The 24239-nt window shown below is 64.4% G+C and carries 18 protein-coding genes; 9 read left to right on the forward strand and 9 right to left on the reverse strand.

The genetic code is table 11. The features are described 5' to 3' along the window. Positions 1–2 precede the first annotated feature (2 nt). The 3 genes from GTP45_RS15625 to GTP45_RS15635 all read right to left on the reverse strand — a co-directional run bounded on the left by GTP45_RS15625 (position 3) and on the right by GTP45_RS15635 (position 3425). Positions 3–1172: an EAL and HDOD domain-containing protein gene (locus GTP45_RS15625; protein ID WP_161014765.1), complete on the reverse strand. Its 1170-nt coding sequence runs from the start codon at positions 1170–1172 to the stop codon at positions 3–5. 264 nt (positions 1173–1436) lie between these two features. Continuing rightward, entirely contained in the window at positions 1437–2057 is a 621-nt protein-coding gene (locus GTP45_RS15630; protein ID WP_161014766.1) for a response regulator transcription factor, read from the reverse strand. A 6-nt stretch (positions 2058–2063) separates the two neighbouring features. After that, entirely contained in the window at positions 2064–3425 is a 1362-nt protein-coding gene (locus GTP45_RS15635; protein WP_161014767.1) for a cache domain-containing protein, read from the reverse strand. A gap of 162 nt (positions 3426–3587) precedes the next feature. Here GTP45_RS15635 and GTP45_RS15640 point away from each other — a divergent pair, with 162 nt between their 5' ends. The 6 genes from GTP45_RS15640 (at position 3588) to GTP45_RS15665 (ending at position 9626) form a co-directional block, all read left to right on the forward strand. After that, complete coding sequence (locus tag GTP45_RS15640) at positions 3588–5663, forward strand: carbon starvation CstA family protein (protein ID WP_161014768.1); 2076 nt, start codon at positions 3588–3590, stop codon at positions 5661–5663. After that, a complete protein-coding gene (locus GTP45_RS15645) occupies positions 5663–5863 on the forward strand; it encodes a YbdD/YjiX family protein (protein ID WP_161014769.1) in 201 nt (66 codons plus the stop codon). Before GTP45_RS15640 ends, GTP45_RS15645 begins: the two co-directional genes overlap by 1 nt. An 86-nt stretch (positions 5864–5949) precedes the next feature. Continuing rightward, positions 5950–6813 (forward strand): ThiF family adenylyltransferase, encoded by an 864-nt coding sequence (locus GTP45_RS15650; RefSeq protein WP_161014770.1) that lies wholly within the window; start codon positions 5950–5952, stop codon positions 6811–6813. Further along, positions 6810–7907: a nitroreductase family protein gene (locus GTP45_RS15655; protein WP_161014771.1), complete on the forward strand. Its 1098-nt coding sequence runs from the start codon at positions 6810–6812 to the stop codon at positions 7905–7907. The genes GTP45_RS15650 and GTP45_RS15655 overlap by 4 nt, the downstream gene beginning before the upstream one ends. After that, positions 7907–8572 (forward strand): acyltransferase, encoded by a 666-nt coding sequence (locus GTP45_RS15660; RefSeq protein ID WP_161014772.1) that lies wholly within the window; start codon positions 7907–7909, stop codon positions 8570–8572. Before GTP45_RS15655 ends, GTP45_RS15660 begins: the two co-directional genes overlap by 1 nt. A gap of 130 nt (positions 8573–8702) precedes the next feature. Then, positions 8703–9626 carry a PEP-CTERM sorting domain-containing protein gene (locus GTP45_RS15665; protein WP_161014773.1) on the forward strand — a complete coding sequence of 308 codons (924 nt, stop codon included), beginning with the start codon at positions 8703–8705 and terminating at the stop codon, positions 9624–9626. Between the two features lie 63 nt (positions 9627–9689). Here the strand turns inward: GTP45_RS15665 and GTP45_RS15670 are convergent, their stop codons facing one another. After that, positions 9690–10685 carry a GlxA family transcriptional regulator gene (locus GTP45_RS15670; RefSeq protein ID WP_161014774.1) on the reverse strand — a complete coding sequence of 332 codons (996 nt, stop codon included), beginning with the start codon at positions 10683–10685 and terminating at the stop codon, positions 9690–9692. A gap of 169 nt (positions 10686–10854) precedes the next feature. Between GTP45_RS15670 and GTP45_RS15675 the strand changes: the two genes are divergently transcribed. Further along, positions 10855–13269, forward strand: coding sequence for a TonB-dependent receptor (locus tag GTP45_RS15675; protein ID WP_161014775.1), 2415 nt, complete (start codon positions 10855–10857; stop codon positions 13267–13269). A 1-nt stretch (position 13270) separates the two neighbouring features. On the opposite strand, the gene GTP45_RS15680 is transcribed toward GTP45_RS15675, so the two are convergent. Then, the gene (locus GTP45_RS15680; protein WP_161014776.1) at positions 13271–14473 is read right to left on the reverse strand and encodes a glycosyltransferase; all 1203 of its coding nucleotides are present in this window, start codon (positions 14471–14473) and stop codon (positions 13271–13273) included. A gap of 132 nt (positions 14474–14605) precedes the next feature. Between GTP45_RS15680 and GTP45_RS15685 the strand changes: the two genes are divergently transcribed. After that, the gene (locus GTP45_RS15685; RefSeq protein ID WP_161014777.1) at positions 14606–17392 is read left to right on the forward strand and encodes a hybrid sensor histidine kinase/response regulator; all 2787 of its coding nucleotides are present in this window, start codon (positions 14606–14608) and stop codon (positions 17390–17392) included. A gap of 2 nt (positions 17393–17394) precedes the next feature. Beyond that, positions 17395–19545, forward strand: coding sequence for a putative bifunctional diguanylate cyclase/phosphodiesterase (locus GTP45_RS15690; RefSeq protein ID WP_161014778.1), 2151 nt, complete (start codon positions 17395–17397; stop codon positions 19543–19545). On the opposite strand, the gene GTP45_RS15695 is transcribed toward GTP45_RS15690, so the two are convergent. Genes GTP45_RS15695 through dnaX form a run of 4 tightly spaced genes read right to left on the reverse strand, consistent with a single transcriptional unit; the run spans position 19486 to position 24142 of the window. Then, complete coding sequence (locus GTP45_RS15695) at positions 19486–20700, reverse strand: CaiB/BaiF CoA transferase family protein (protein WP_161014779.1); 1215 nt, start codon at positions 20698–20700, stop codon at positions 19486–19488. The two genes, GTP45_RS15690 and GTP45_RS15695, sit on opposite strands and share 60 nt — an antisense overlap. Then, positions 20700–21290 (reverse strand): recombination mediator RecR, encoded by a 591-nt coding sequence (gene recR, locus GTP45_RS15700; protein WP_092268651.1) that lies wholly within the window; start codon positions 21288–21290, stop codon positions 20700–20702. The genes GTP45_RS15695 and recR overlap by 1 nt, the downstream gene beginning before the upstream one ends. 6 nt (positions 21291–21296) lie before the next feature. After that, the gene (locus tag GTP45_RS15705; RefSeq protein WP_161014780.1) at positions 21297–21623 is read right to left on the reverse strand and encodes a YbaB/EbfC family nucleoid-associated protein; all 327 of its coding nucleotides are present in this window, start codon (positions 21621–21623) and stop codon (positions 21297–21299) included. A 44-nt stretch (positions 21624–21667) separates the two neighbouring features. Continuing rightward, positions 21668–24142, reverse strand: a complete 2475-nt coding sequence (dnaX, locus tag GTP45_RS15710) for a DNA polymerase III subunit gamma/tau (protein ID WP_161014781.1) — start codon at positions 24140–24142, stop codon at positions 21668–21670. Between the last annotated feature and the right edge of the window lie 97 nt (positions 24143–24239).

Consider the following 24239-nt stretch of genomic DNA (forward strand, 5'->3'; position numbering starts at 1 on the left):
GGTTAGATATTCCTGCTCACCTGGATCGCCCAGTGGTAAGCCTGCAACTGCGCTTCCCAATAGGTCTCGTGGGAGATACCGGCCTGTTCGAGGCTGGCGCTATCGTGGTGCTCCACCAGCTTGAGCAAGTCGCCCAGCGGGCCGGCGCGATCCAGCAGCGCCATCACCACATCGAGGTCGAGGCTGAGCGCCGCGACGATTTCGGTCATCGGCATCGCCAGCAGCACGTCCAGCAGCGAGAACACGCCGGCTACAAAAGCCATGTCCTGCTGATCGCGGTCCCAGCCCAGCGACTTGGCCAGGCCTTCCATCATGGACGCGCGCACCGCCGCCAGCGGCAACAGCGGGTTGGCCAGGCCGTCGTCTTGCTGGCGCGCGTACAGCAGCAGTTGCAGCCAGCGCTGCAATTGGCGGCGGCCCAGCACGTTGATCGCCTGGCCGAAGCTGTGAATCGGCGAGCTCAGCGCAAATGCCGCCGAGTTCACCAGCTTGAGCAGGTGGTAGGCCAGCGCCGGGTCTTGCTTGAGCAGCACTTCCAGCTCGCGCGAATCGGCGTCGCGCGCCAGCAAGCCCAGCAGCGCCAGCAGGCGCTTGCGCGAGGTGCCGTCGCCTTGGCTGGCGTCGTGTTCAGGATGCAGCGCGAAATCGCCGGCGAACCAGCTGAAGCCGGCCTTGGCGCATTCGGCAATGCGGGCTTCGCTGCCCATGCCGGTGGCCAGATGCGGGCCCGGCTGGGCCACCAGCGCCAGCACCGGCGGCAGCGTCGTCGAGGCGTCGACCATCAGCGAGCGGGCGCCGCTCATGGTGGCGGCCGAGCCCTCAGCCACGCCGTCGAGCTTGATGCGGTAGCCGGCGTCGGCATAGCCGGACAGTTTTTTCTGGATCGCAACATCGGCGCAGGCAGCAGCCGGGACGCGCAGGATGATGCGGTTCGCTTGCAGCGTCTCGAGGTGAGACTGCTCCAGCAGTTGCGGATTCGGGACGGGAAGGATGCAATCCAGCGGCGCCAACGCGGCAAACACGTCGGGCGTTTTCAGCAGCGTTAAAGCTGCCTGGAAAGCATCGCCTTCATAGTGCGATAGCTCAAAAGTCAGTGCCACCCACTCGTTATGAGCGTTGGATACTGCTTGCAATTTCACCAGTGGAAACAGGCTGATTTCAGGCGCAGACATCAATATCTCATCGAGGTTATGCGCGCCATCTTAGACCAACACTTGACTTAAGGCAATCAAATACCATAAAGATAGTAGAGCAATTAGCAATATAACCAGTATAAGACCAATTGACAGCGCGCGTTAACGTTTTCTTTTACACAATTGCAATAATCTGCGGTCGGAGCAGGAATATAGCAGATATTGCCGTAGAAACACGCACTGTTAGAAATTGCTCAACAGTATTAGAAGCGGGCGTCGGTGTTTTGCCACATGGTACCGATATCATTGCGCGTTCTGGACGGCGAAGCGGATCAGCTCGGCCTGCCCTTCAATCCCGAGCTTGCGCTTGATGTTGAGGCGGTGGGTTTCCACGGTGCGCACACTGAGGTCGAGCGCGCGGGCGATTTGCTTGTTGGACTCGCCGTTGGCGATGTGGCGCAGCACCTCGTGCTCGCGCGAGGTCAGCTGGTTGTCCTGGTTTTGCGGCTGGGCCAGCTGGCGGGCCAGCGCGGCGCTGTAGTAGATGCCGCCCGACATCACGGTTTCGATCGCCACCACGATGTCCTTGCCGGGCGCATCCTTGAGCACGTAGCCGCGGGCGCCGGCCTGGATCGCCTGCGACACGTATTCCAGCTTGTCGTGCATCGACAGGATCAGCACGGCAATGCGCGGAAACGCCTGCTTGAACAGCGCGGTGGCCTCGATGCCGTTGGTGCCGCGCATATTGATGTCCATCAGCACCAGGTCGACCTCGTGGCGGCCGGCCTGCTCCAGCGCCTCGGACGCGCCGCCCGCCTCGGCCACCACTTCAAATTGCGGCATGGCTTCCAGCCGCGCGCGCAGGCCATCGCGCACCAGTGGGTGGTCGTCTACCAGCAGGATTTTGATCGTCGCATTCGTCATTTTGATTCAACTATTGTTAGGGGCTGAAGCCGTTACCAGCGTGCCATCGGTCGAGGACACGATTTCAAAGCGGCCGCCGATGGCGTCCATCCGTTCCATCATATTGCGCAAGCCGATGCCGCGCTGCGGATGCAGGGCGATGCCCTCAGCGTCAAAACCGTGGCCGTCGTCGCGGATGCGCAGCGTCACGTGCTGCTCGTCGCCGGCCAGCGTGATGTCGATGCGGCTGGCGCCGGCGTGGCGCTCGATATTCGTCAGCGCCTCCTGCGCCAGCCGGAACAGCACGGTGTTGGCCACGTCCGGCAAGCCCTCGGTGCAGCCGGACGCTTCAAAGTGTACCGGGGTTCCGCTGCTGAGGGTGTACTCTTTGGTGAGATGCTGCAAGGCGGCGGCCAAGCCGAGGTCGTCGAGGATGGCCGGGCGCAGGTTGTGCGAGATGCGGCGCACCTCGGCCATGACATTGCTGAGCTGGTCGGCCGCGTGCTCGAACACGGCCTGCGCCGCCTGCTGCTGCTCGGGCTTGCCGGACGACAGGCGAATGATGCCGGCTTCGATTTGCAGCTTGATCGATACCAGCCATTGGCTGATGCCGTCGTGCAAATCGCGCGACAGCCGCGCCCTCTCTTCTTCCTGCGATTCAACCACACGCTGGGCCAGCACCTTGAGCTTGGCGTCGGCCACGCGCAATTCGCTGATATTCAGCGCCAGCCCCGAGCTGGCCACCGCCACGGCGGCCGCAATCGCAATGCCGGCGATCCACAGCATGGTGTTGTGGATGTTGCCGGACTGCTGGACGTCGACCTTGGCCAGCGCCTGGTCGACATCGTCCAGATAAATGCCGGTGCCCATCATCCAGCCCCACTTCGGCATGGCAATCACGTAGCCGAGCTTGGCCACCGGCTTGTGCGTGGATGGCTTGACCCACATATAGCGCTCCAGCCCGCCGCCGGCCTTGGCCCGCTGGATCAGGTTCTGGATGGTCAACTGGCCGTATTCATCGCGCAGGCCGAACAGGTTTTGGCCGACCAGCTCCGGCTGGCGCGGGTGCATCAGCGTGTTGCCCTGCATGTCGTACAGGAAGAAATAGCCGTCGTCGCCGTAGCTGAGCGAGGACAGGATGCGCATCGCCTCGTTGCGGGTGGCGGCATCATCGCGGCCGGAATCGTACAGGTGGGAAATCGAGTGCGAGGCCAGCGCCACGTAGTGCTTGAGCTCAGCCTCCTTGCTGCTCAGGTAAGCTTGCTGGATGGTGGCGCGCTGCTGCTGGGCCAGCAGCACGGACTGGTGGCGCACCGCCAGCGCAATCGCGCACAGCGCCAGTATCAGCGGCGTGATCGCCAGAAAAATCACTTTTTGCCGCAACTTCATCGCGCCCGCTCCGCTCGTATTCTTGTAGCCCCGAATTCTACGCCTCGGCACGCCCGGAATCCTACGTAGTTATACGCATGCACGTTGCGTAGTGCTGCGCTTGCGGGGGATATCACAATCATGAATACTCGTCATAAGTAAAAAGACACCTTGGAGGACACAATGAACACCGTACCAAATACCCTGGCAAGCAAGCTCGGGTGGGCCGCACTGGCCTTGTTTGGCGCCTCGGCGCTGGGCGTGGTGGCGCTGCACCGCGGCGAATCGATCAGCGCCATCTGGATCGTGATTGCCGCGGTCTGCGTCTACCTGATCGCCTACCGCTTCTACAGCCTGTACATCGCCGACAAAGTGCTGGGCCTGGACGCCCGCCGCATGACCCCGGCCAACAAGCTCAACGACGGTCTCGACCACGTACCGACCAATAAGTACGTGCTGTTCGGCCACCACTTCGCCGCGATTGCCGGCGCCGGCCCGCTGGTCGGCCCGGTACTGGCCGCGCAGATGGGCTACCTGCCCGGCATGCTGTGGATCCTGGCCGGCGTGGTGTTTGCCGGCGCGGTGCAAGACTTCATCGTGCTGTTCATTTCGATGCGCCGCGACGGCCGCTCGCTGGGCGACCTGATCAAGTCGGAGCTGGGCCCGATTCCGGGCAACATCGCGCTGCTCGGCACCTTCATGATCATGGTCATCATCCTGGCGGTGCTGGCGCTGATCGTGGTCAAGGCGCTGACCGGCTCGCCATGGGGTAGCTTCACCGTGATGGCCACCATTCCGATCGCGCTGTTCATGGGCGTGTACTCGCGCTTCATCCGCGTTGGCAAGATTGGTGAAGTGTCGATCATCGGCTTTGTGCTGCTGATGGCGGCCATCTTCGGCGGCCAGTGGGTGCAAGAGAACCCGGCGCTGGCGCCAATGTTCACCTTCACCGGCACTGAGCTGACCTGGATGCTGATCGGCTACGGCTTCGTTGCCTCGGTACTGCCGGTGTGGCTGCTGCTGGCGCCGCGCGATTACCTGTCGACCTTCCTGAAAATCGGCACCATCGTTGGTTTGGCGCTGGGCATCCTGATCGTTGCGCCGCACCTGCAAATGCCGGCAATGACCAAGTTTATCGACGGCACCGGCCCGGTGTGGGCAGGCTCGCTGTTCCCGTTCCTGTTCATCACCATCGCTTGCGGCGCCGTGTCCGGCTTCCACGCGCTGATCTCGTCGGGCACCACGCCGAAAATGATCGAGAACGAAACCCACGCCCGCTTCATCGGCTACGGCGCGATGCTGATGGAATCGTTTGTTGCCATCATGGCGCTGGTGGCCGCCTCGACCATCGACCCGGGCGTGTACTTCGCCATGAACTCGCCGGCGGCACTGCTGGGCACTACCGCTGAGTCCGCTGCTCAAGCCGTGTCGCAGATGGGCTTCTACATCACGCCTGAAATGCTGGTGCAAACCGCCAAGGACGTTGGCGAGCACAGCATCATTTCCCGCGCCGGCGGCGCACCGACGCTGGCGGTGGGCATGGCGCACATCCTGTCCGGCGTGCTGGGCGGCCGCGAGATGATGGCCTTCTGGTACCACTTCGCGATCCTGTTCGAAGCGCTGTTCATCCTGACCGCGGTGGACGCAGGCACCCGTGCCGGCCGCTTCATGCTGCAAGATCTGCTGGGCGCGTTTGTGCCGGCCATGAAGAAAACCGAAAACACCTTCGCCAACCTGGTCGCTACCGGCCTGTGCGTGGCGGCCTGGGGCTACTTCCTGTACCAGGGCGTGGTCGATCCGCTGGGCGGCATCAACACCCTGTGGCCGCTGTTCGGCATCGCCAACCAGATGCTGGCCGCGATTGCCCTGATCCTCGGCACCTGCGTGCTGTTCAAGATGAAGCGCGGCCAGTACGCCTGGGTCACCATCGTGCCGACCGTATGGCTGCTGCTGTGCACGCTGACCGCTGGCTGGCAGAAAATCTTCGATGCCAATCCAAAGGTCGGTTTCCTGGCCCACGCCGCCAAGTATCAGGCAGCGCTGGATGAAGGCAAGGTCCTGGCCCCGGCCAAGTCCATCGCCCAGATGCAGCAGGTGATCTTCAACGATTATCTCGACGCTTCGCTGGCCGGCTTCTTCGTGATCGTGGTGTTGAGCGTGCTGATCTTCGGCTTCCGCACCGTGCAGGCAGCGCGCGCCGCCAGCAAGCCGACCGCGAACGAAAGCCCGATGGTCCTCAACACCGCCAAGGTGCAGTGATGCTGGGCGAAATCGCCAAGGCCGGCCGTTATCTCGGGCAGAGCGTGCGCCTGATGATGGGCCTGCCTGATTACGATGCATACGTCACCCACCGGGAAAGCACGCATCCCGGCGAGCCTTACATGACGTACGAGGAATTCTTCCGCGAACGGCAAGAGGCGCGCTACGGCGGCGCAGGCAAGCGCGGCGGTTGTTGCTAATCCATTGCTAACCAAGACCGGCTCCCAGTGAGCCGGTTTTTTTTCGCCCGCGAGGAACTTTCAGCGTTCCCGGCCATCCAATCAAGATGGCTTATATTTACCAACAGGCATACGCGCGCAATATCGGCTGGGTCACGCCGGCCGAGCAGGCCGCCTTGCGCAGCAAGCGCGTGGCGATTGCCGGCATGGGCGGCGTCGGCGGCGTGCATTTGCTGACGCTGGCGCGGCTGGGCATCGGCGCGTTTCACATAGCCGATTTCGACACATTCGACATTGCCAATTTCAACCGGCAAGTCGGTGCGACCGTGTCTACGCTGGGGCTGCCCAAGGTGGACGTGCTGGCCGCTATGGCGCTCGACATCAATCCCGAACTCAAGCTGGTGCGCTTTCCATCGGGCGTCAGCCACGACAATCTTGGCGCGTTCTTTGAAGGTGTAGACTTGTACGTCGACGGGCTGGATTTCTTTGCCTTCGGCGCGCGCCAGGCCACCTTTGCTTCCTGCGCCCGGCTCGGCATTCCGGCCGTGACGGCGGCGCCGCTGGGCATGGGCACGGCAGTGCTGAATTTCCTGCCGGGGCATATGACGTTTGAGGATTACTTCGGCTGGGGCGACAAGCCGGAAATGGAAAAGGCCTTGCGTTTTCTCGTCGGGCTAGCGCCCGCTGGACTGCACGGCGGCTACCTGGTCGATCCCTCCAGCATCAACTTGAAAGAACAGCGCGGGCCATCTACCATCATGGGCTGCGAGTTGTGCGCCGGCGCGGCGGCAACCGAGGCGCTGAAAATTTTATTGAAACGCGGCGACGCGCGGCCCGCCCCATGGGGCTATCAATTCGACGCTTTCCGCAACAAGCTGGTGCGCACATGGCGTCCCGGCGGACACCGCAACCCGTTGCAGCGGCTGGCCATGATGCTGGCGCAGCGACGCCGGCCCGGAGGTAACACATGAACAAAATGGAGCAGCACCTGGACAGCACGCTGGAACAAATCCTCGAACTGGCGCGCTGGGCGCCTAGCGGCGACAACACGCAGCCATGGCGCTTTGAAGTGCTCGATGAACGCCGGCTGGTGGTGCACGGCCACGACACGCGCGACCATTGCGTCTACGACCTCGACGGCCATCCGAGCCAAATCTCGCTTGGTGCGCTGCTGGAAACCATGGCCATCGCCGCCAGTACCTTCCAGCTCGAGATGCGCAGCATGCGCCACCCGGATACGCCGGACACGCGTCCCACCCTCAGCATTGAATTCCTCCCCTCGCCCACCATTGAGCCCGATCCGCTGGCCGACGCCATCCTGGCGCGCAGCGTGCAGCGGCGCGCGCTGAGCCGCCGTCCGCTCACGGCGACCGAGAAGGCCGCGCTCAGCGCCACGCTGCCGGCAGGCTACCGCGTGCTCTGGCTGGAAGGCAGCCAACGCATGGCCGCCGCGCGCCTGATGTTCCGCAACGCCAAGCTGCGCCTGACCATGCCGGAAGCGCACAACGTGCACAAGTCCATCATCGAGTGGAACGCCCGCTACAGCGAAGACCGCATCCCCGACCAGGCCCTCGGCGCCGACGCCATGACCACCAAGCTGATGCGCTGGGTAATGCAGGATTGGCAGCGCGTGCATTTCTTCAACACCTGGCTGGCCGGCACGCTGGCGCCGCGCTTGCAGATGGACTTGGTTCCCGGCCTCGCTTGCGCCGCGCATTTCGTGCTGGTGGCCGAACGCCGGCCGCAGCGCATCGACGATTACATCGCCGCCGGCCGCGCCATGCAGCGCTTCTGGCTGACGGCCACGGCACAGGGCCTGCAATTACAGCCGGAACTAACTCCGCTGATTTTCTCGCGCTACGTGCGCGAAGGTCGCGTATTCTCCAGCACGCCGGGCATGCAAGAACGCGCCGCCGAACTGTCGCGCGAAGGCGCGGCGCTGGTCGGCCAAGCGGACTGGGACGCCGCGGTATTCATGGGCCGCATCGGTTCGGGTGAAGCAGCGCAGTCGCGCTCGCTGCGGCGGCCGCTGCGCGAATTGCTGATCGCCGGCGGAGGCAGATAATGCGCGCCATCCGGCCCGGACAGATCGCGGTCTTTCTCGGCCTGCTGGCGCTGATACTGGTGCTGGCGATCGGCACCACTGCGCTGGTGTTTGGCAGCCTGCCGCTCGGCGATTTTCGCGGCGTTACCCTGTTCCTGCTGGCGCTGCTGCTGATCTACCTGTACGCGTTCCTGGTCTACCGCTGCTTCTTGCTCGCATTGCCGCTGCGCGAAGGCGAAGTGCCAGAGCACTCGCGCCACGAACTGGTCGCCAACGTCAACATCCTGTTCTACCTGCTGCTGTTCAATTCGCTGATCCGCACCCACTTCATCCCGGTGCCGATCCAGCGCCTGATTTACCTCGCACTGGGCGCCAAGCTCGGCGCCAATACCTACAGCGCCGGTGCCCTGCTCGACCCGCCGCTCACGCGCATCGGCAGCAACACCATCATCGGCCACGATGCGGTGATTTTCGCCCACGTGATCGAAGGCGCGCGGCTGGAACTGAAGGCCGTCCACATCGGCAACACCGTCACCATCGGCGCCAAGGCCGTGGTGATGGCCGGGGTGCAGATCGGCGACAACGCCATCGTCTCCACCGGCGCGGTGGTGATCAAGGACACGCGGATTGCTGCCGGTGAAATCTGGGGCGGCATCCCGGCGCGCCGCATCCGGGCTGCGCCCTGACGGAATTTTTTACACCCGCCCGCTGCCCTCAGCGCAAGTCCTTGATTTTAAAAGCGCGCCTGTACTGGCAAGGGTTTTGCTCTTTGAACGCTACGGCTTCGATTCCCGTGGCCTTTTTCGAGGAGCGTTCATGAAAACCATCCAACCCGCGCTGGCAGTCGCCATGCTGGCAGCCGCCTTGGCCGCGCCGCTGACCGCCAGCGCCGGCCCTACCCTCGGCCTTGATCCGACCGGCACTGGCGCCTACACCACCTATGCCGACCTGTGGACCAACGTCACCGACACCGGTCTCGCCACCGGGTTCATTCCCGGCCGCATCGTCGGCCCCGGCGCCACCGCGCCCTACCTGACCGAACTGCGCTCGCAAATGGTGGTCGGTACTATGTCGAACAGCAATATCCCCGGCATCGTGACGCCGGCCGGGCTGAACTCCACGTTTGAGATCAGCAAAGTGGTGCGCTTCCAGGAGCTGGTCACCGCGCAGACCGCCACCACCGTCAACTTCGGCCTGCCGGCCACGCAATCGGCCGCCATGGATGTCGATCCGCTGCGCGCGGGCGTGCAAAACGTTGCCATCTTCCTCGACCGCATCACCGACGGCAGCAAGGCCGTGCCCGGTAACGGCGGCGCCACCGTGCGCTGCTATGGCGAAGGCGCGACCTCGGCCGGTTGCGGCACCGGCGCTGGCAGCGATGGCGACGGCATCATGATCATGTCCGGCCACCTCGTGTTCAACGAGGCCAGCTTCAGCGCCTCGGGCGCAGTCGGCACCGGCTCCTTCGACTCGCGCTTCATGATCGACTATGTCGACCCGCTGTACCTGGACGCCGTCACCGGCTCCATCTTCGTCGACAAATTCACCGGCACCACCAACGTGCCGTCGTTCTTCACGCCAACCATGATGTGGGACGGTGCAACGCCCACCACGGTGCCGTTCCTGAAAGTGGACTCCTCGCAGAGCTTCGCCACCATCCCGGAGCCTGCCACCCTGGCACTGATCGGTCTGGGCTTTGCGGGACTCGCGCTGGGCACGCGCCGTAAAGCACAGTCGTGACCGCAGCAGCGGTCTTTTGCAGCGGATCGGCCTCCTGTCTCCCGATCCGCTTTTTTTTATTCCTCAGTGCGGCGTGATGCGCCAGTGGGCGCGCTTGGTGCGGAAGGTGTGGTTGCGGCGGTATTCGCCCGGGCTCATGCCGATGGCGCGGCGGAACAATTTGCTGAAGGTGCTGGCGTTGGTGTAGCCGCAGGCGTTGGCGATAGTCTGCAAACTATTCAAACTAATTTCCAGCATCACCTTGGCGCGCTGCACGCGCAAGTCTTGCAGATACTCCAGCGGCGTCATGCCCAGCACGGCACGGAAGTGGCGCAGCAAAGTGCGTTCGCTCGACGAGGCCACGGCGGCCAGCGCGGCCAAATCATACGGTTGTTCAATGTTCGCCTCCAGCCACTGCTTGGCGCGGTACACCGGGCTGTCGGACGTCATCGACAACCAATCCTGCTCCATTAGTTGATTGCCCAATTGCTGGCGTTCCACCTGCAACTGCAACAGCCGCGTGCAGCCGTGCGCCACCTGCTCATCCAATAGCCGCGCGAGAATCGCGATCATGAACTCGGTCTGCTGCGACGGCGCCACGCAGGAATACAGCTGCGGATAGAAGCTCATGCTGTCCGGGCTGGAAAAATCACTGGCCGGAAAACGCCGCTGGAAAAATGCCTTGAACGCCCAGTGCGTATCGAGGCTCAAGCCGTCCAGCATGCCCGCCAGCGCCGGGTAAATCAACCCGGTGGAACACGCCGCTACAATGCCGCCCTGCTCGACGTGCGCCTTCAGCATCGCCAGCAGCGCCGGGTAGCGCGCGGCAATCACCGGCAGCTCCAGAGCGTTGGCGGCGTACAACGCCGGCAGCATCATCACGGTATTTTTTGGCGCCGGCGACGGCCGCGCCGGCGTGGAAGCGAACACGCCGGGCAATGCGGTATCGAACGGCGCCGCGCTACCGGGCGGCGTCACCACCTTCCAGCTCAAGGGGCTGATAGCGTGGGGATTTCGCAACCTCAGCACGGCGTCGGCCACCCGCAGCACGTCCACTGCGGCGAACACGGTTCCCGTCATGGCCTCTGGAAAACACAGGACTTGAACCTCAAAATGGGGGGCAATGGTGGCGGTATTGGTCATAATTATGGCGATAATGCTCCTATTTTAATCATAGTGCAAACCTTAGAATCAATTTCAGCAGGCGATACGGCCGGCGTTTTGAAGTGTCATTCAACGGGAGAAGACTGTGAGTTTGATTCAACAACGGCTGCCGCTGCGCCTGTGCGCCAGCGCGGTCAGTGTGGCGCTGGCAAGCATGGCCGCGTCCGTCAGTTACGCGCAAGAGAGCGAACAAGTGGTGGTAGTGACGGCCCAGAGCCGCAGCCAGCAAATCCAGAACGTGCCGATCGCCGTGCAGACCATGTCCGGCGCTGCGCTCAAGGACATGGGCATGGCCAGCCTGGCCGACGTCGATGCTTTCGTGCCCGGTCTGGCCATCGACACTTCGCAATCGACCCGCCCGTCGGTCTACCTGCGCGGCGTCGGCACCCAGGACTTCGGCATCGGCACCGACTCGCCGGTCGGCATTTACAGCGACGGCGTCTACACCGGCAAGAACGGCGGCTCGCTGCTCAACTTCAACGACGTCAAACGCATCGAAGTGCTGAAAGGCCCGCAGGGCACGCTGTTCGGCCGCAACGCCGCTGCCGGCGCGATTTCCATCGTCACCAATGAACCGATCAACCGCGTGCAGGCCAGCGGCCAAGTGCGCGTCGGCAGCCGCGGCACGCGCGACGTCGAGCTGCTGTACAACACCCCGCTGACCGACAGCTTGTCGTTCCGTATCTCGGCCGTCAGCCAGCAGGATGACGGCTGGGCTCGCAACGCCTACAACGGCAAGCGCATGGGCGACGAAGGCGACCGCGGCTTCCGCGCCGCCGTGCGCTGGCAAGGCGAAGCAGCGTCCGCCACGCTGAGCTGGGAGCACGAAGTGATGCGCGCCTCCGGCCCGCCGGTGTTCTCGCTGACCGGCAACAAGATCAACTACGGCGGCCCGTCGACCTGGACTGATCCTCTCAAGACCCAGCTCAACAACGACGCCGAGCCGAATATGCAGGGCCGCACTTTCGACGGCGTCACGCTGCGCGTGGAACAGCCGCTGTCGTTCGCCACGCTGACCAGCACCACCGCCTACCGCCACTACAACGCGCAGAACTGGCAGGACAACGACGCCGGCGCGAATCCAGCCGCGGCACTGTCGACCGGCATCGTTGAAGCCAACTCGACGTGGCAGCAGGAATTCAAGCTGAGCGGCGAAACCGGCAAGCTCAACTGGATCACCGGCGTCAGCGCCTACCGCGAGCGCGCCGCTTCCGAGCAGAGCGTGACGGCCACCACTACCTCGCTCGACACCATCATCAAGCGCTCGGCTGGCCTGGCGCCGTACTCGACGCTGACCGCGCTGGCGCAAGGCCTCGGCAAGGCCACCGGCAACACCGCGCTGCAAGGCGTCAACCTGCTGGGCCAGTCGTGGTCGGAGTTCATGCACGACAAGGGCGAGTACCGCGCCTACGCCGTGTATGGCGACGCCATCTGGCACGTTAGCGACAAGACCAACCTGACGCTGGGCGGCCGCTACACCCACGACCAGAAATCGTTCAGCTGGTACAACCCGTCGCGCACCGCGCCGGGCCTGGATGCCACGCTGGCCGCGCTCAACGCGGGCAACTTCTTCAACTCGCTGGTGGCGGCCAAGCTGCTAACGGCAACGCAGGCGGCCACGCTCAAGGCGGTCACGACCAGCAACATCCAGTTCACCAATCCGGGCTCGTCCAAGGCTGCCTTCAATGCCGACAAGAGCTGGAACAACTTCAGCCCGCGCGTGGTGCTGGATCACCACTTGTCGGCTGACCACATGGGCTACCTGTCGTGGAGCAAGGGCTACCAGTCCGGCGGCTTCGATGCGGTCGGCGTCAACGGCCAGTACGACAAGGAACTGGTGACCAATCTGGAAGCCGGCATGAAGGGCACCTTCAAGCCGATCAACCTGACCTACGGCGCGTCGGTGTTCCGCTACAAGTACACCAACCTGCAAAGCCTGACCTTGGTTCCGGCCAGCGCCACCAGCGGCATCCCGAGCTACCAGATCGTCAACAGCGACCAGGACGGCACTGGCGTTGACCTCGAGGCGCAGTGGAAGCTGAACCGCATCTGGCGCTTCAACGGTTCGCTCGAATACCTCGACCAGACCTATGCCAACTACGTCGCGCCAACCGGCGTCAACCTCGATGGCCAGGCAGCCGGCGCGCCTTACCTGAGCGCCTCGGCCGGCGTCAGCGCGCGCTGGCCGGCATGGGACGGCAATGCCGACGTCGGCCTGATGGTCGGCTACCAAGGCGAGAAGCGCTGCAACGCCGATACCCGTCAAACCGGCACCTGCCTGCAAGGCGGCGCGCTCGGCATCGGTCAGGCGCGCGAACGCGTAGACCTGCGTCTGGCCTGGTCGGCGCCGTCCAGCCGCTGGGGCATCGGCTTGGTGGTCAACAATCTGACCAACAAGCAGTACGTGTCGGTCAGCACGCTGGGTTCGGCGGTCGGCTCGCCTTACGTCTACGTCACCAAACCGCGCGTGATTGCCCTGGAGTTGCGCGCGCAGCTGTAAGCTAGCTCAGCAACTGCGCCAGCACACCGGCCAGGCGCGCGCCGGGGTCGTAATGCGCAAACTGCTGCGCCACCCGGCCGGCCGCCGTGCGCGGCTCCGGTTCGGCCAGCAGGCGTAGCGCTGTCGCGCGCAGTTGCTCCGCCACCAGCCGATCCGAACGCAGCAATGCGCCGGCGCCGGTCTTCACGACTCCGGCCATGTTCAGGTATTGATCAAGATTGCCGGCGATGCCCAGCACCGGCACGCCGGCCGCCAGCGCTTGCTGGCTGGTCGGACTGCCGCCGTTGCAGATCACCAGCCGCGAACGCCGCGCCGCCTGCTCGCCCGGCAGGTAGCTGGCGACGTGGACATTTTCCGGCAGCAGGCCGGGATCGACGTTGCCGGCCGTCGCGGCAATCACCGTCAGCGGCAATGGCGCCAGCGCCTGCAATACCTTCGGCAGCAAAGCGCCCTGCCCTGAACTGCCCAGCGTCACGTAGACAATCTCGCGTCCAGCCGGCAGCGCATCCCACCACGGCGGCAACTCAGTGGGCGGCGACCACGTCACCGGCCCCAGGTAGGAATGCGTGATCGGCAAAGCGCGCGCCGGAAACATTTCCGGGATATCGGCGTACAGCACGTGATCGGCATCGGTGTAGATGCGCCGCAAGTCGTAGCCCAGCGACGGCAAGTGATACGCTCGCCGCACCCAGTTGAGCGGCCGGCTGTGCAGCGCAAACGCCAACGGCTGCACCAGCCTGAACAAGCGATCAGCCAGCGGAATCGGCAGCACCCGCGCCAGCGCAATCGCCGGCACCTGGTAGTGCTGGTCGACGTAGGGACTCCAGTAAGCGTTGATCAAGCCGACATACGGCACTTGCGCCAGCCGCGCGCTGACCGATAGGGACAAGCGGAAATCCCCAATCACCACATCCGGCCTTAGCGCCATCAGCAGGCGCATATCGTCATCCACGTACTGCGCCAGCGTGCGGGCGTCGTACACCGGCTTGCCGGCGGCCAGCGCTGCCAGGAAACGCGCGCTGGAAATGCTGTTCAGCGGCCAGCTGGTCACGTCACTGCCTTTGAAAAAGTGCTCGTAGCCGGGCGCGCAGGCGAAATGCACATCGTAGCGCTGCCGATCCAGCGTGCGTGCCAGCGCCAGCGGGCGGCCGACATGCGCCAGCGTGACCGCTTCCGCGACAAACAAGATTTTTTGGAGGTCCATGCTCCCAGCTTGCAACGCTCAATTCCGCGTTGTTTGAGGCAGCTCAAACGTGCCTGCATTAGATGTAGATCAAGGCCGAGCTTGCCTGATGCATATATTTTTCTTATTGGCATTTACGGATGGGGCCACGCGATGAAACTGACGATCATGTCTGTGCTGTCGACCGGCAGCGCCTTGCTGCTGGTGTTCGTGGCGTTTGCCGCCACGTCCGTGCTCAGCCACACTGACGATGCGCGCCAGCAGTTGTCGGCGCTGGCCGGCATCATCGGCCATGGCAGCAAGACGGCGTTGCTGTACGCCGATCGCCAGCAGGCCGCGCAAACGCTGGCCACGCTTGCACTCAACAAAGACATTTTGCAAGCCGCGCTGTACGACAGCGAAGGCAAGCTTCTGGCGCGCTACCTGTCGCCGCGCCTGCCATCGGAGCAAGCCGGGCCGGAGGCGCTGGCGGCGCAGGACGTTGCGGCCCGCGCCGATCTGCGCAGCGAACGCAGCGGCCCGCCGTGGTCGCCAGCCCTACGCGTCTACCGCGTGCTGCACCACGGCGACGACAATGCCGGCGTGGTGATGCTGGAAGCATCGCAACTCCCCATGTGGCTCGATCTGTTGAAAAACCTCGGCGCCGCTGCGGTGGCGGCCGTGCTGGCGTTCATCACGGCGCTGCTGGCGGCGGCGCGCTTCAAGGGCGGCATCGCCGAGCCGGTCGGCCAGTTGATCGCGGCGGCGCAGCAGGTCAGCCGCGGACAAGTCACGGCCCGCATCATCCATCAGCGCAATGACGAACTGGGCGCGCTGATCGACAGCTTCAACGACATGCTGGCGCAGGTCGAAGGCCGCGACGCCGCGCTGGCCCAGTACCGCGATCAGCTTGAACGCCAGGTCAGCGTGCGCACCGAGCAGCTGGAAAAAGCCAAGAACGCCGCCGAAGCCGCCAGCCAGGCCAAGAGCGCTTTCCTCGCCACCATGAGCCACGAGATCCGCACGCCCATGAACGGCGTGCTTGGCATGACCGAGCTGCTGCTGGCCACGCGCCTGAGCGAGCAGCAGCGCCACTACACCAGCATGGTCAAGCGCTCCGGCGAGCATCTGCTGGTGATCATCAACGACATCCTCGATTTCTCCAAGATCGAAGCGGGCAAGCTGACGGTGGAATACATCCACTTCAATTTCCGCGACCTGCTGGACGATGTCGACAATGTGTTCGCACCGCAGGCGCAGGGAAAAGGCTTGCAGCTAGCGCTGGAGCTTGCGCCGAATATTCCGATCAGCATTTGCGGCGATCCGAATCGGCTGCGGCAGGTGCTGTTCAATTTGCTTGGCAACGCCATCAAGTTCACCGATGCCGGTACGATCACGGTGCGGGTGGCGGTGGCGCAGGAAGATGCGCAAGCGGTGCAGCTGCGCTTCGAGGTGCATGACACCGGCATCGGCGTCTCGGCCGAGGCGCGCGCGCGCATCTTCGATTCCTTCTCGCAGGCCGATGGTTCGACCACCCGCAAGCACGGCGGCACCGGGCTTGGTCTGGCGATCTCAAAACAACTGGTGGAGCTGATGGGAGGCGCGATTGGCGTCGACCATGCGCTAACTCAAGGATCGGTGTTTTGGTTTGCCGTAAATTTTGATAAACGTCGTGTTGACAGCGACGATCCATCCACCGCCACCCAGGGAATCCGCGTTTTGATTGTCGATGAAAATCCCGCCAGCCGGGCCGCACTGGAACGGCAACTGGCGGCCTGGCGCATTGCCAGCGCTAGCGCCGGCGCGACCGACGCCCTGTCCCAGCTGCGGCAGGCGGCGGCGCGCGGCCATGCTTACCACGTGGTGCTGCTCGACATGCAGCAGCCGCGCACCAGCGGCCTCGCGCTGGCCGCCGCCGTGCGCAGCGAACCGGCACTGGCGGCCACCCGGTTGCTGCTGCTGTCCACCGAGCGCAACGCCGCCGACAGCGTGCAGCAGCGCGAAGCCGGCGTCGCCTTCCAGCTCATCAAGCCGCCACGCGAGTGCGACCTGTACGAAGCCATCACCTTGCCGCCGCGCGGACGCGAGGCGCGTGCGGCCGAGCCGTCGACCGATCGTGGCGCCGACGCCGCCGTGCTGCGCGCGCCTGCCGCCGTCCCGCACGCGCCGCGCGGCCGCCGCCGGCGCAAGGTGCTGCTTGCTGAAGACAATCCGGTCAACGTGGAAGTGGCCAGCGCCATGCTGGAAGGCCTCGGCCTCGACGTCAGCCGCGCCTGCAACGGCGAGGAAGCGCTGCACTCGGTGCAAGCCGACGACTTCGACGTCATCCTGATGGACTGCCAGATGCCGGTCATGGACGGCTTCGCCGCCACCACCGAAATCCGCCGCCACGAGCAGCAACGCGGCCGCGCGCGCAGCATGCCCATCATCGCCATCACCGCCAATGCGCTGCAAGGCGACCGCGAATCCTGCCTCGCCGCCGGCATGGACGACTACCTGAGCAAGCCCTTCACCCAGCAGGCGCTGGGGCAAACCCTGTCGCGCTGGATCAGCCTGCCCCGCCCAGCCGCACCGCCCGATGCCGATACCGCGCCGCAGGACGATGGCGACACCATCAACCGCCAGGCACTCGACAACATCCGCGCGCTGAGCCCGGCCAATGGCGACGCCCTGCTGGAACGCGTCCTGCAAGCCTTCCTGCACGACACGCCCGCGCAACTGCACGCGCTGCGCCTAGCCATCAGCGCCGACGATGCCGAACAATTGCGCAAGACCGCGCACAGTCTCAAATCCAGCGCCGCCAACGTCGGCGCCGCCACGCTGGCCCAGCGCAGCAAAGAACTCGAACACCTCGGACGCAATCACACCACCGCCGGCGCCGCGCCATTGCTGGCTGATATGGAACGCTCTTTTCAGGCCGCGCGGCAGGCGTTGGGAGCCCTCCTCGAAAAGGAAACCTGATCATGGCAACTTCCCCCAAGCGCGGCCTCGTACTGGTGGCCGACGACGATCCCACCATGCGGCTGCTGATGCTGGAAATGCTGGCCCAAGTCGGCCTCGACGCCATCGAAGCCGAGGACGGCGTCAAAGCCCTCGCCTGCTTCCAGGGCGTCACGCCCGACCTGGTGCTGCTCGATGTCGACATGCCCGGCATGGACGGCTTCAGCGTCTGCCGCGAAATCCGCAAGCTGGAAACGCAGGCCGCCGTGCCCATCATCATGGTCACCGGCGGCGATGAACTCGAATCCGTCACCCGCGCCTACGAGGCCGGCGCCACCGACTTCGTCTCCAAGCCGATCAACTGGCCCATCCTCGGCCACCGGGTGCTGTACGTGCTGCGCGCCAGCGACGCCATCAGCCGCCTGCGCATCGCCGACGCCCAGCACCGCGCCGTGCTGGCCGCCATTCCCGACACCTTCTTCCGCATGAACAAGGACGGCTACTACCTCGACTACGAACAAGGCCACGAAGCCAGCAGCGTGTTTGCCTCCGACCTGTGCGTGGGCCGCCACCTGAGCCAGGTGCTGCCGCCCGAAATTGCCGACCACATGATGGAGCAAGTGCACAGCGTGCTCGACACCCAGCACATCCGCTCGCTCGACTACGAACTGCCCCTGCCCGGCGCGGCCCCGCTGCCGGTACGCCATTTCGAAGCGCGGCTGGTCGCCACCGGGCCGGACGAAGTGCTGGGACTGGTACGCGACATCAGCGAGCGCAAGCGCAGCGAAGAACAAATCCGCCGCCTGGCCTACTGCGATTCGCTGACCGGCATCCCCAACCGCCAGGCCTTCCTCGAAACGCTGGAGGCCGAGCTGGTGCGCTCGCGCAAGGCCAACAAGAAATTCGCGGTGCTGTTCATGGACTTGGACGCCTTCAAGCGCATCAACGACACACTGGGCCACGACGTCGGCGATCATTTGCTGATGGCCGTCTCCGAACGCCTGCGCGAAACTACGCGCCCCGGCGATCTGGTGTCGCGCACCGAAGCCGGCACCAACCTCGCGCGCTTGGGCGGCGACGAATTCACCATCCTGATTCCCGACCTGGAGCGCGTGGAAAACGCCCTTAACGTCGCACACCGCGTGAAAGAAGCCATGCGCCGGCCCTTCCTGCTCGACGCGCACGAAATCTTTGTCACCGCCAGCATCGGCATCTCGCTGTATCCCGAGGACGGCGAGGACTGCAACTCACTGCTCAAATACGCCGACACCGCCATGTACCACGCCAAAAACTGCGGCAAGAACAACGCCAAGCTGTACAGCTCGTCGCTGACCATGCAGATCATGAGCCACGTCAAGCTGGAAGTAGGCCTGCGTAAAGCCTTACAGAACGACGAGCTGTACCTGCTGTACCAGCCGCAGATCGACGTGCGCAGCTCGCGCATCGTCGGCTTTGAAGCCTTGGTACGCTGGCGCCATCCCGAGCGCGGCGTGATCTCGCCGACCGAGTTCATTCCGCTGGCCGAAGAGACCGGCCTGATCGTGCCGATCGGCGAGTGGGTGCTGCGCGCCGCCTGCCAGCAAGCGATGACGTGGCAAATGCCGGGCAAGCCGTCGGTGCGGGTGGCGGTCAACCTGTCGGCCAAGCAGTTCAAGGATGAGAATTTGACGCAGAGCGTGCTGTCGGCGCTGCACGACACCGGCCTGCCGGCCGAACTGCTGGAACTGGAACTGACCGAAGGCACGCTGATGGACGACGCCCGCGCCACCATGGTCACGCTGGAGCAATTGCGCGGCATCGGCGTGTACTTGTCGATTGACGATTTCGGCACCGGCTACTCGTCGATGAACTACTTAAAACGCTTCGACGTGCGCGCGCTCAAAATCGACAAGAGCTTCATCAGCGGCCTCCCGCTCGATTCCGAGAACGCCGCCATCACCCGCGCCATCATCGCCATGGCGCACGGACTGAAAATGGCGGTGGTGGCCGAAGGCGTAGAAACCGATGCCCAATTGGTGCTGCTGGAACAATACGGCTGCGACATGGTCCAAGGCTACTACCTGGGCCATCCCTCTCCGCCCGACTCCATCCACCGCATGCTGGCCGGACAAGCCTTACAGCACGCCGTCCTGCTTCATCGCGGCGATGGCGTCGGGGCTGTAGCCGAGGGATAGCAAGACTTCGTCGTTGTGCTGGCCGAGGGTTGGGCCTAGCCATTTGGTGTGGCCCGGCGTGGCGGACAGTTTCGGCGAGATGGCCGGCAGCTTGACCGGCGTGCCGTCGGCGAACTGGTGCTGCTCGAACATTTCGCGGGCGAGGAATTGCGGGTCGCTCATCATGTCGCGCACCGAGTAGATTTTGCCGGCCGGGACGTCGGCCGCTTTCAGCACCTCCAGCGCGCTGGCGATGGTCTGCGTGTCGCACCACGCTTGAATCGCATCGTCGATCATTTGCGTGTGCTTGACGCGGCCGTCATTGCGCTCCAGCTCCGGGTTGCCGGCCAAATCGATGCGGCCCATGGCCAGCACCAGGCGCTTGAAGATGGCGTCGCCATTGCCGGCAATGACGATATTCTCGCCGTCCTTGGTGGTGTAGGTGTTGGACGGCACGATGCCCGGCAACGAACCGCCGGTACGCTCGCGCACCACGCCCGCGTGATCAAACTCCGGCACCAGCGATTCCATCAGGTTGAACACGGACTCGTACAGCGCCACGTCCACCATCTGGCCCTCGCCTTTCAGCTTGCCGCCAGTAGCGTCGCGGTGACGCAGTGCCATCATGGCGCCGATCACGCCGTGCAGCGCGGCCACCGAATCGCCGATCGACACGCCCACGCGCACCGGCGGACGATCCGCGTGGCCGGAGACGTAACGCAAGCCGCCCATCGATTCGCCGATGGCGCCGAAGCCCGGCAAATCCTTCATCGGCCCGGTCTGGCCGAAGCCGGACAGCCGTACCATGATGGTCGACGGATCGACCGCCTTCAGTTGTTGGTAGCCGAGATCCCACTTTTCCAGCACGCCGGGACGGTAGTTCTCGATGATGATGTCCGCCTCCAGCGCCAGCTTGCGCGCGATTTCGCGGCCCTGCGCGTGCTTCATGTTCAGCGTCAGCGACTTCTTATTGCGCGACTGTACCGACCACCACAGCGAGGTGCCATCCTTCAGCACGCGCCACTTGCGGATCGGATCGCCGCCGTCGGGCGACTCGATCTTGATCACTTCCGCGCCAAACTCGGCCAGCATGCGCGCACAAAAAGGGCCCGCGATCAGCGTGCCCAGTTCCAGTACCTTGATGCCCTTCAGTGGGCCGGAAGTGTTCTTGCTCATTAAGTCGCCCTTCGATCCAGCATGGCGCGGGCGATGGTGCCCGCGTCGACGTATTCGAGTTCGCCACCAACCGGCACGCCACGCGCCAGACGGCTCACGCGCAGGCCGCGCGCCTTCAGCATTTCTGAGATGTAGTGGGCCGTGGCCTCGCCCTCGTTGGTGAAATTGGTCGCCAGCACCACCTCGGTGACCAAGCCATCGGCAGCGCGCGCCACCAGTTTTTCGAGATGGATGTCTTTGGGGCCGATGCCGTCCAGCGGCGACAGCCGGCCCATCAGCACGAAGTACAGGCCTTTGTAGGTCAGGGTCTGCTCGATCATCAACTGATCGGCAGGCGTCTCGACCACGCACAGCAGGCGGCGGTCGCGCGACTCGTCGTTGCAGGTGTCGCAGACGTCTTCTTCGGTGAAGGTATTGCACAGCGCGCAGTGGTGCACGGCGTTGACCGCCTGATGCAGCGCGCGCGACAGCATGTCCGCGCCTTCGCGGTCATGCTGTAGCAGGTGGAACGCCATGCGCTGCGCCGACTTGGGGCCGACGCCGGGCAAGCGGCGCAGGGCTTCGGTCAGGAATTCCAGCGACTTGGACATAGTTCCTTAGAAAGGCATCTTGAAGCCGGCCGGCAAATTCATGCCGGCGGTCAGGCCGCCCATTTTCTCGGCGGCGGTGGCTTCGGCCTTGCGCACGGCGTCGTTGAAGGCGGCGGCGACCAGGTCTTCCAGCATATCCTTGTCGTCAGCCAGCAGCGATGGGTCGATCGACACGCGCTTCACATCGTTCTTGCAGGTCATGACAATCTTGACCAGGCCGGCGCCCGATTGGCCTTCGACTTCGATCAGGGCCAGCGATTCCTGCGCCTTCTTCATATTGTCTTGCATTGCCTGCGCTTGTTTCATCAGGCCGGCCAGTTGGTTCTTCATCATGGTGGAGTTCTCCGTGTTGCGGTAAGTTGTAGTTTAAAGGGCGATCAGGCAGCCGCTGCCGCAGCGGCTTGCGGCGGCACGATGGAGCCGGGCACGACCCAGGCATCCAGTTCGCGGATCATGCTGTTCACAAAAGGATCGTTGGCGACGGTTTCCTCGGCGGCGCGCTGGCAGGCCTCGCGGTAGGCTTGGGCTTCAGCGCTGGCGGTGTACCAGACGGCGCCGAGTTCGCTATCAACGCGCACTGGGCGGCCGAAGCGTTCGGTCAGTGCGGTGGTCAGTTTTTCGATGTTGCCGGGGGTGCGCCAGGTTTCGATCGGCACGCGCAGCGTGAACACGGCGGCGTTGCCTTCGAAGTAGCACTTCACCATTTCGGCTTGCATCGCCAGTTGCTGCGCCGTGCCGCGCAGTGGCAGCGCGGCGGCCACTGCTGGCCAGTTGCCGTCCCAGTTCAGTTCTGGCACTGGCGTGATGACGTAGGCATACGGTGCTTTCGCTGGCGCAGGCGCGGCGCGCGCCGGCATGGCGATGGCGTGCGGGTCGTTCGGATTCGCGGCCGGCGCGCTTGGCGCGGCGGCGGCTTCCGGCGCGTACGGGTGGCCTGAGCCTTGTGCCGGCATGGCGGAGTCGTCGGAGAATTCGGTGACCCATGGTGGCAGGTCGTCGTCTTCGGCGACTGGCGGCTTGGCTTTTGCTTGCGGGGCTGGCGCCACGTACTGCGGAGCGGCTGCTGGCGGCGCGGCGCGAACCGGCGCTTCCAGCACAGCAGCACCACCGTCAGCGGCTGGCGGCATGTCTTCCCACGGCGCTGGACGTGAAGGCGCGGCAGCCATCTGCGGGCTCGGCGCAGCGGCTTGAGGCGCGGCGGGTGGCGTAACGGCAACTGGCGCTTGTGGCGCGGCTACTGGTGCGGGTGCGGCGGCCACACTTGGCGATGCCGACGACGCGGCATCGGTCGATGGCGCGGCGGCTGGTGCGGCACTAGGTGCAGCCGGACGCGCACCGCCCGGACGGGACGCGGCACGAGCCGCTTCCAGCGCGGCATTAATCGCGGCACGTGCGGCGCTGACCGGCGCTGCTGGTGCTGCGGGCGCTGGTGCGACGGCCGGAGCTGGCGCGGCGGCCTGCGTTGGCGCTGCTGGCGCGGCATTCGTTGGCTGCGCAGCTTGCGGCTGGCTGGCCGCTGCACTGGCGGCGGCCATCGCAGCCGCTGCTGGCGACATCGGCGCAGGTGCGGCGGCTTCGCGCGCCATCGCGGCAGCGCCGGCGATGACGGATGGCGGCACCACGCTGGCGTGATTCGCTTGCACATTGGCGGCCGCGCGGGCCGGTGGTGCGCCGGCGGCGGCACGGGCCGACGCCATCGCCGCCTGGCGCGATACTGCCGGTGCTGCTGGTGCTTGTCCTTCCGCCCCGCCTACGCCGGGGCGAAAGGCCAACATCCGTAACAAGGTCATCGAGAAACCGGCATATTCATCCGGCGCCAAGCCCAGTTCATTGCGGCCATGCACAGCGATCTGGTAATACAGCTGCACCTCTTCCGCGTCAAACGCGGCCGCGAGGCGCACGATATCCGCGTACTCAGGCAAATCTTCCGGCAAGGCCGAAGGCACCGTCTGCGCCAAGGCAATCCGGTGCAACAAGGTGCCCAAATCCTGCAAAGCGCCGTTGTACGACAGGCTGCGCGTGGCCATCTCGTCAGCCACGGCCAACAGATCAGCACCGTCCTGCGCCGCCAGCGCATCGAGCAAGCGAATCAAGTACGACTGATCCAGCGCACCAAGCATGCCCTGCACCGCATCCAAGGTCACCGCACCGGCAGCGTAAGCAATCGCCTGGTCGGTCAGTGACAAGGCATCGCGCATCGAACCGTGCGCGCCGGTTGCCAGCAAGCGCAAAGCCGGCTGCTCAAAGGTGATGCCTTCCTGACCCAGAATATTTTCAAGGTGGCCGATGATGTGGCCCGGCGGCATCTGCTTCAAATTGAACTGCAAGCAGCGTGACAGCACGGTCACAGGAATCTTCTGCGGATCCGTGGTCGCCAGAATAAACTTGACGTGCTCCGGCGGTTCCTCCAGCGTCTTCAGCATCGAGTTGAAGGCGTGGTTGGTCAGCATGTGCACCTCGTCGATCATATAGACCTTGAAGCGTGCATTGGTCGGCGCGTACACCGCCTGCTCCAGCAACTGCGCCATCTCATCAACGCCGCGATTCGACGCCGCATCCATCTCGATGTAATCAACAAAGCGGCCCGCATCAATCGCGGTGCACGCCTCGCACACGCCGCACGGCGTGGCGGTGATGCCGCCCGCGCCATCCGGCCCGACGCAATTGAGCGACTTGGCGAGAATCCGCGACAAGGTGGTCTTGCCGACCCCGCGCGTTCCGGTGAACAGATAGGCGTGGTGCAGCCGGCCGCTATGCAAAGCATGCGTCAATGCGCGAACCACGTGCTCCTGACCGACGAGCGTTTCGAAGTTGCGAGGGCGGTATTTACGGGCGAGGACTTGATAGGACATGCTGGGATTTTACCGTATCGCGGGTGCCAAAGCGGCAATTGTAACAAGTCGAGACTAGATTAGGTAAGTCTGCGATTTCGCCCTACAATTTGTTTTT

The sequence above is a fragment of the Duganella rivi genome (assembly GCF_009857435.1).
GTDB lineage: Bacteria > Pseudomonadota > Gammaproteobacteria > Burkholderiales > Burkholderiaceae_D > Rugamonas > Rugamonas rivi.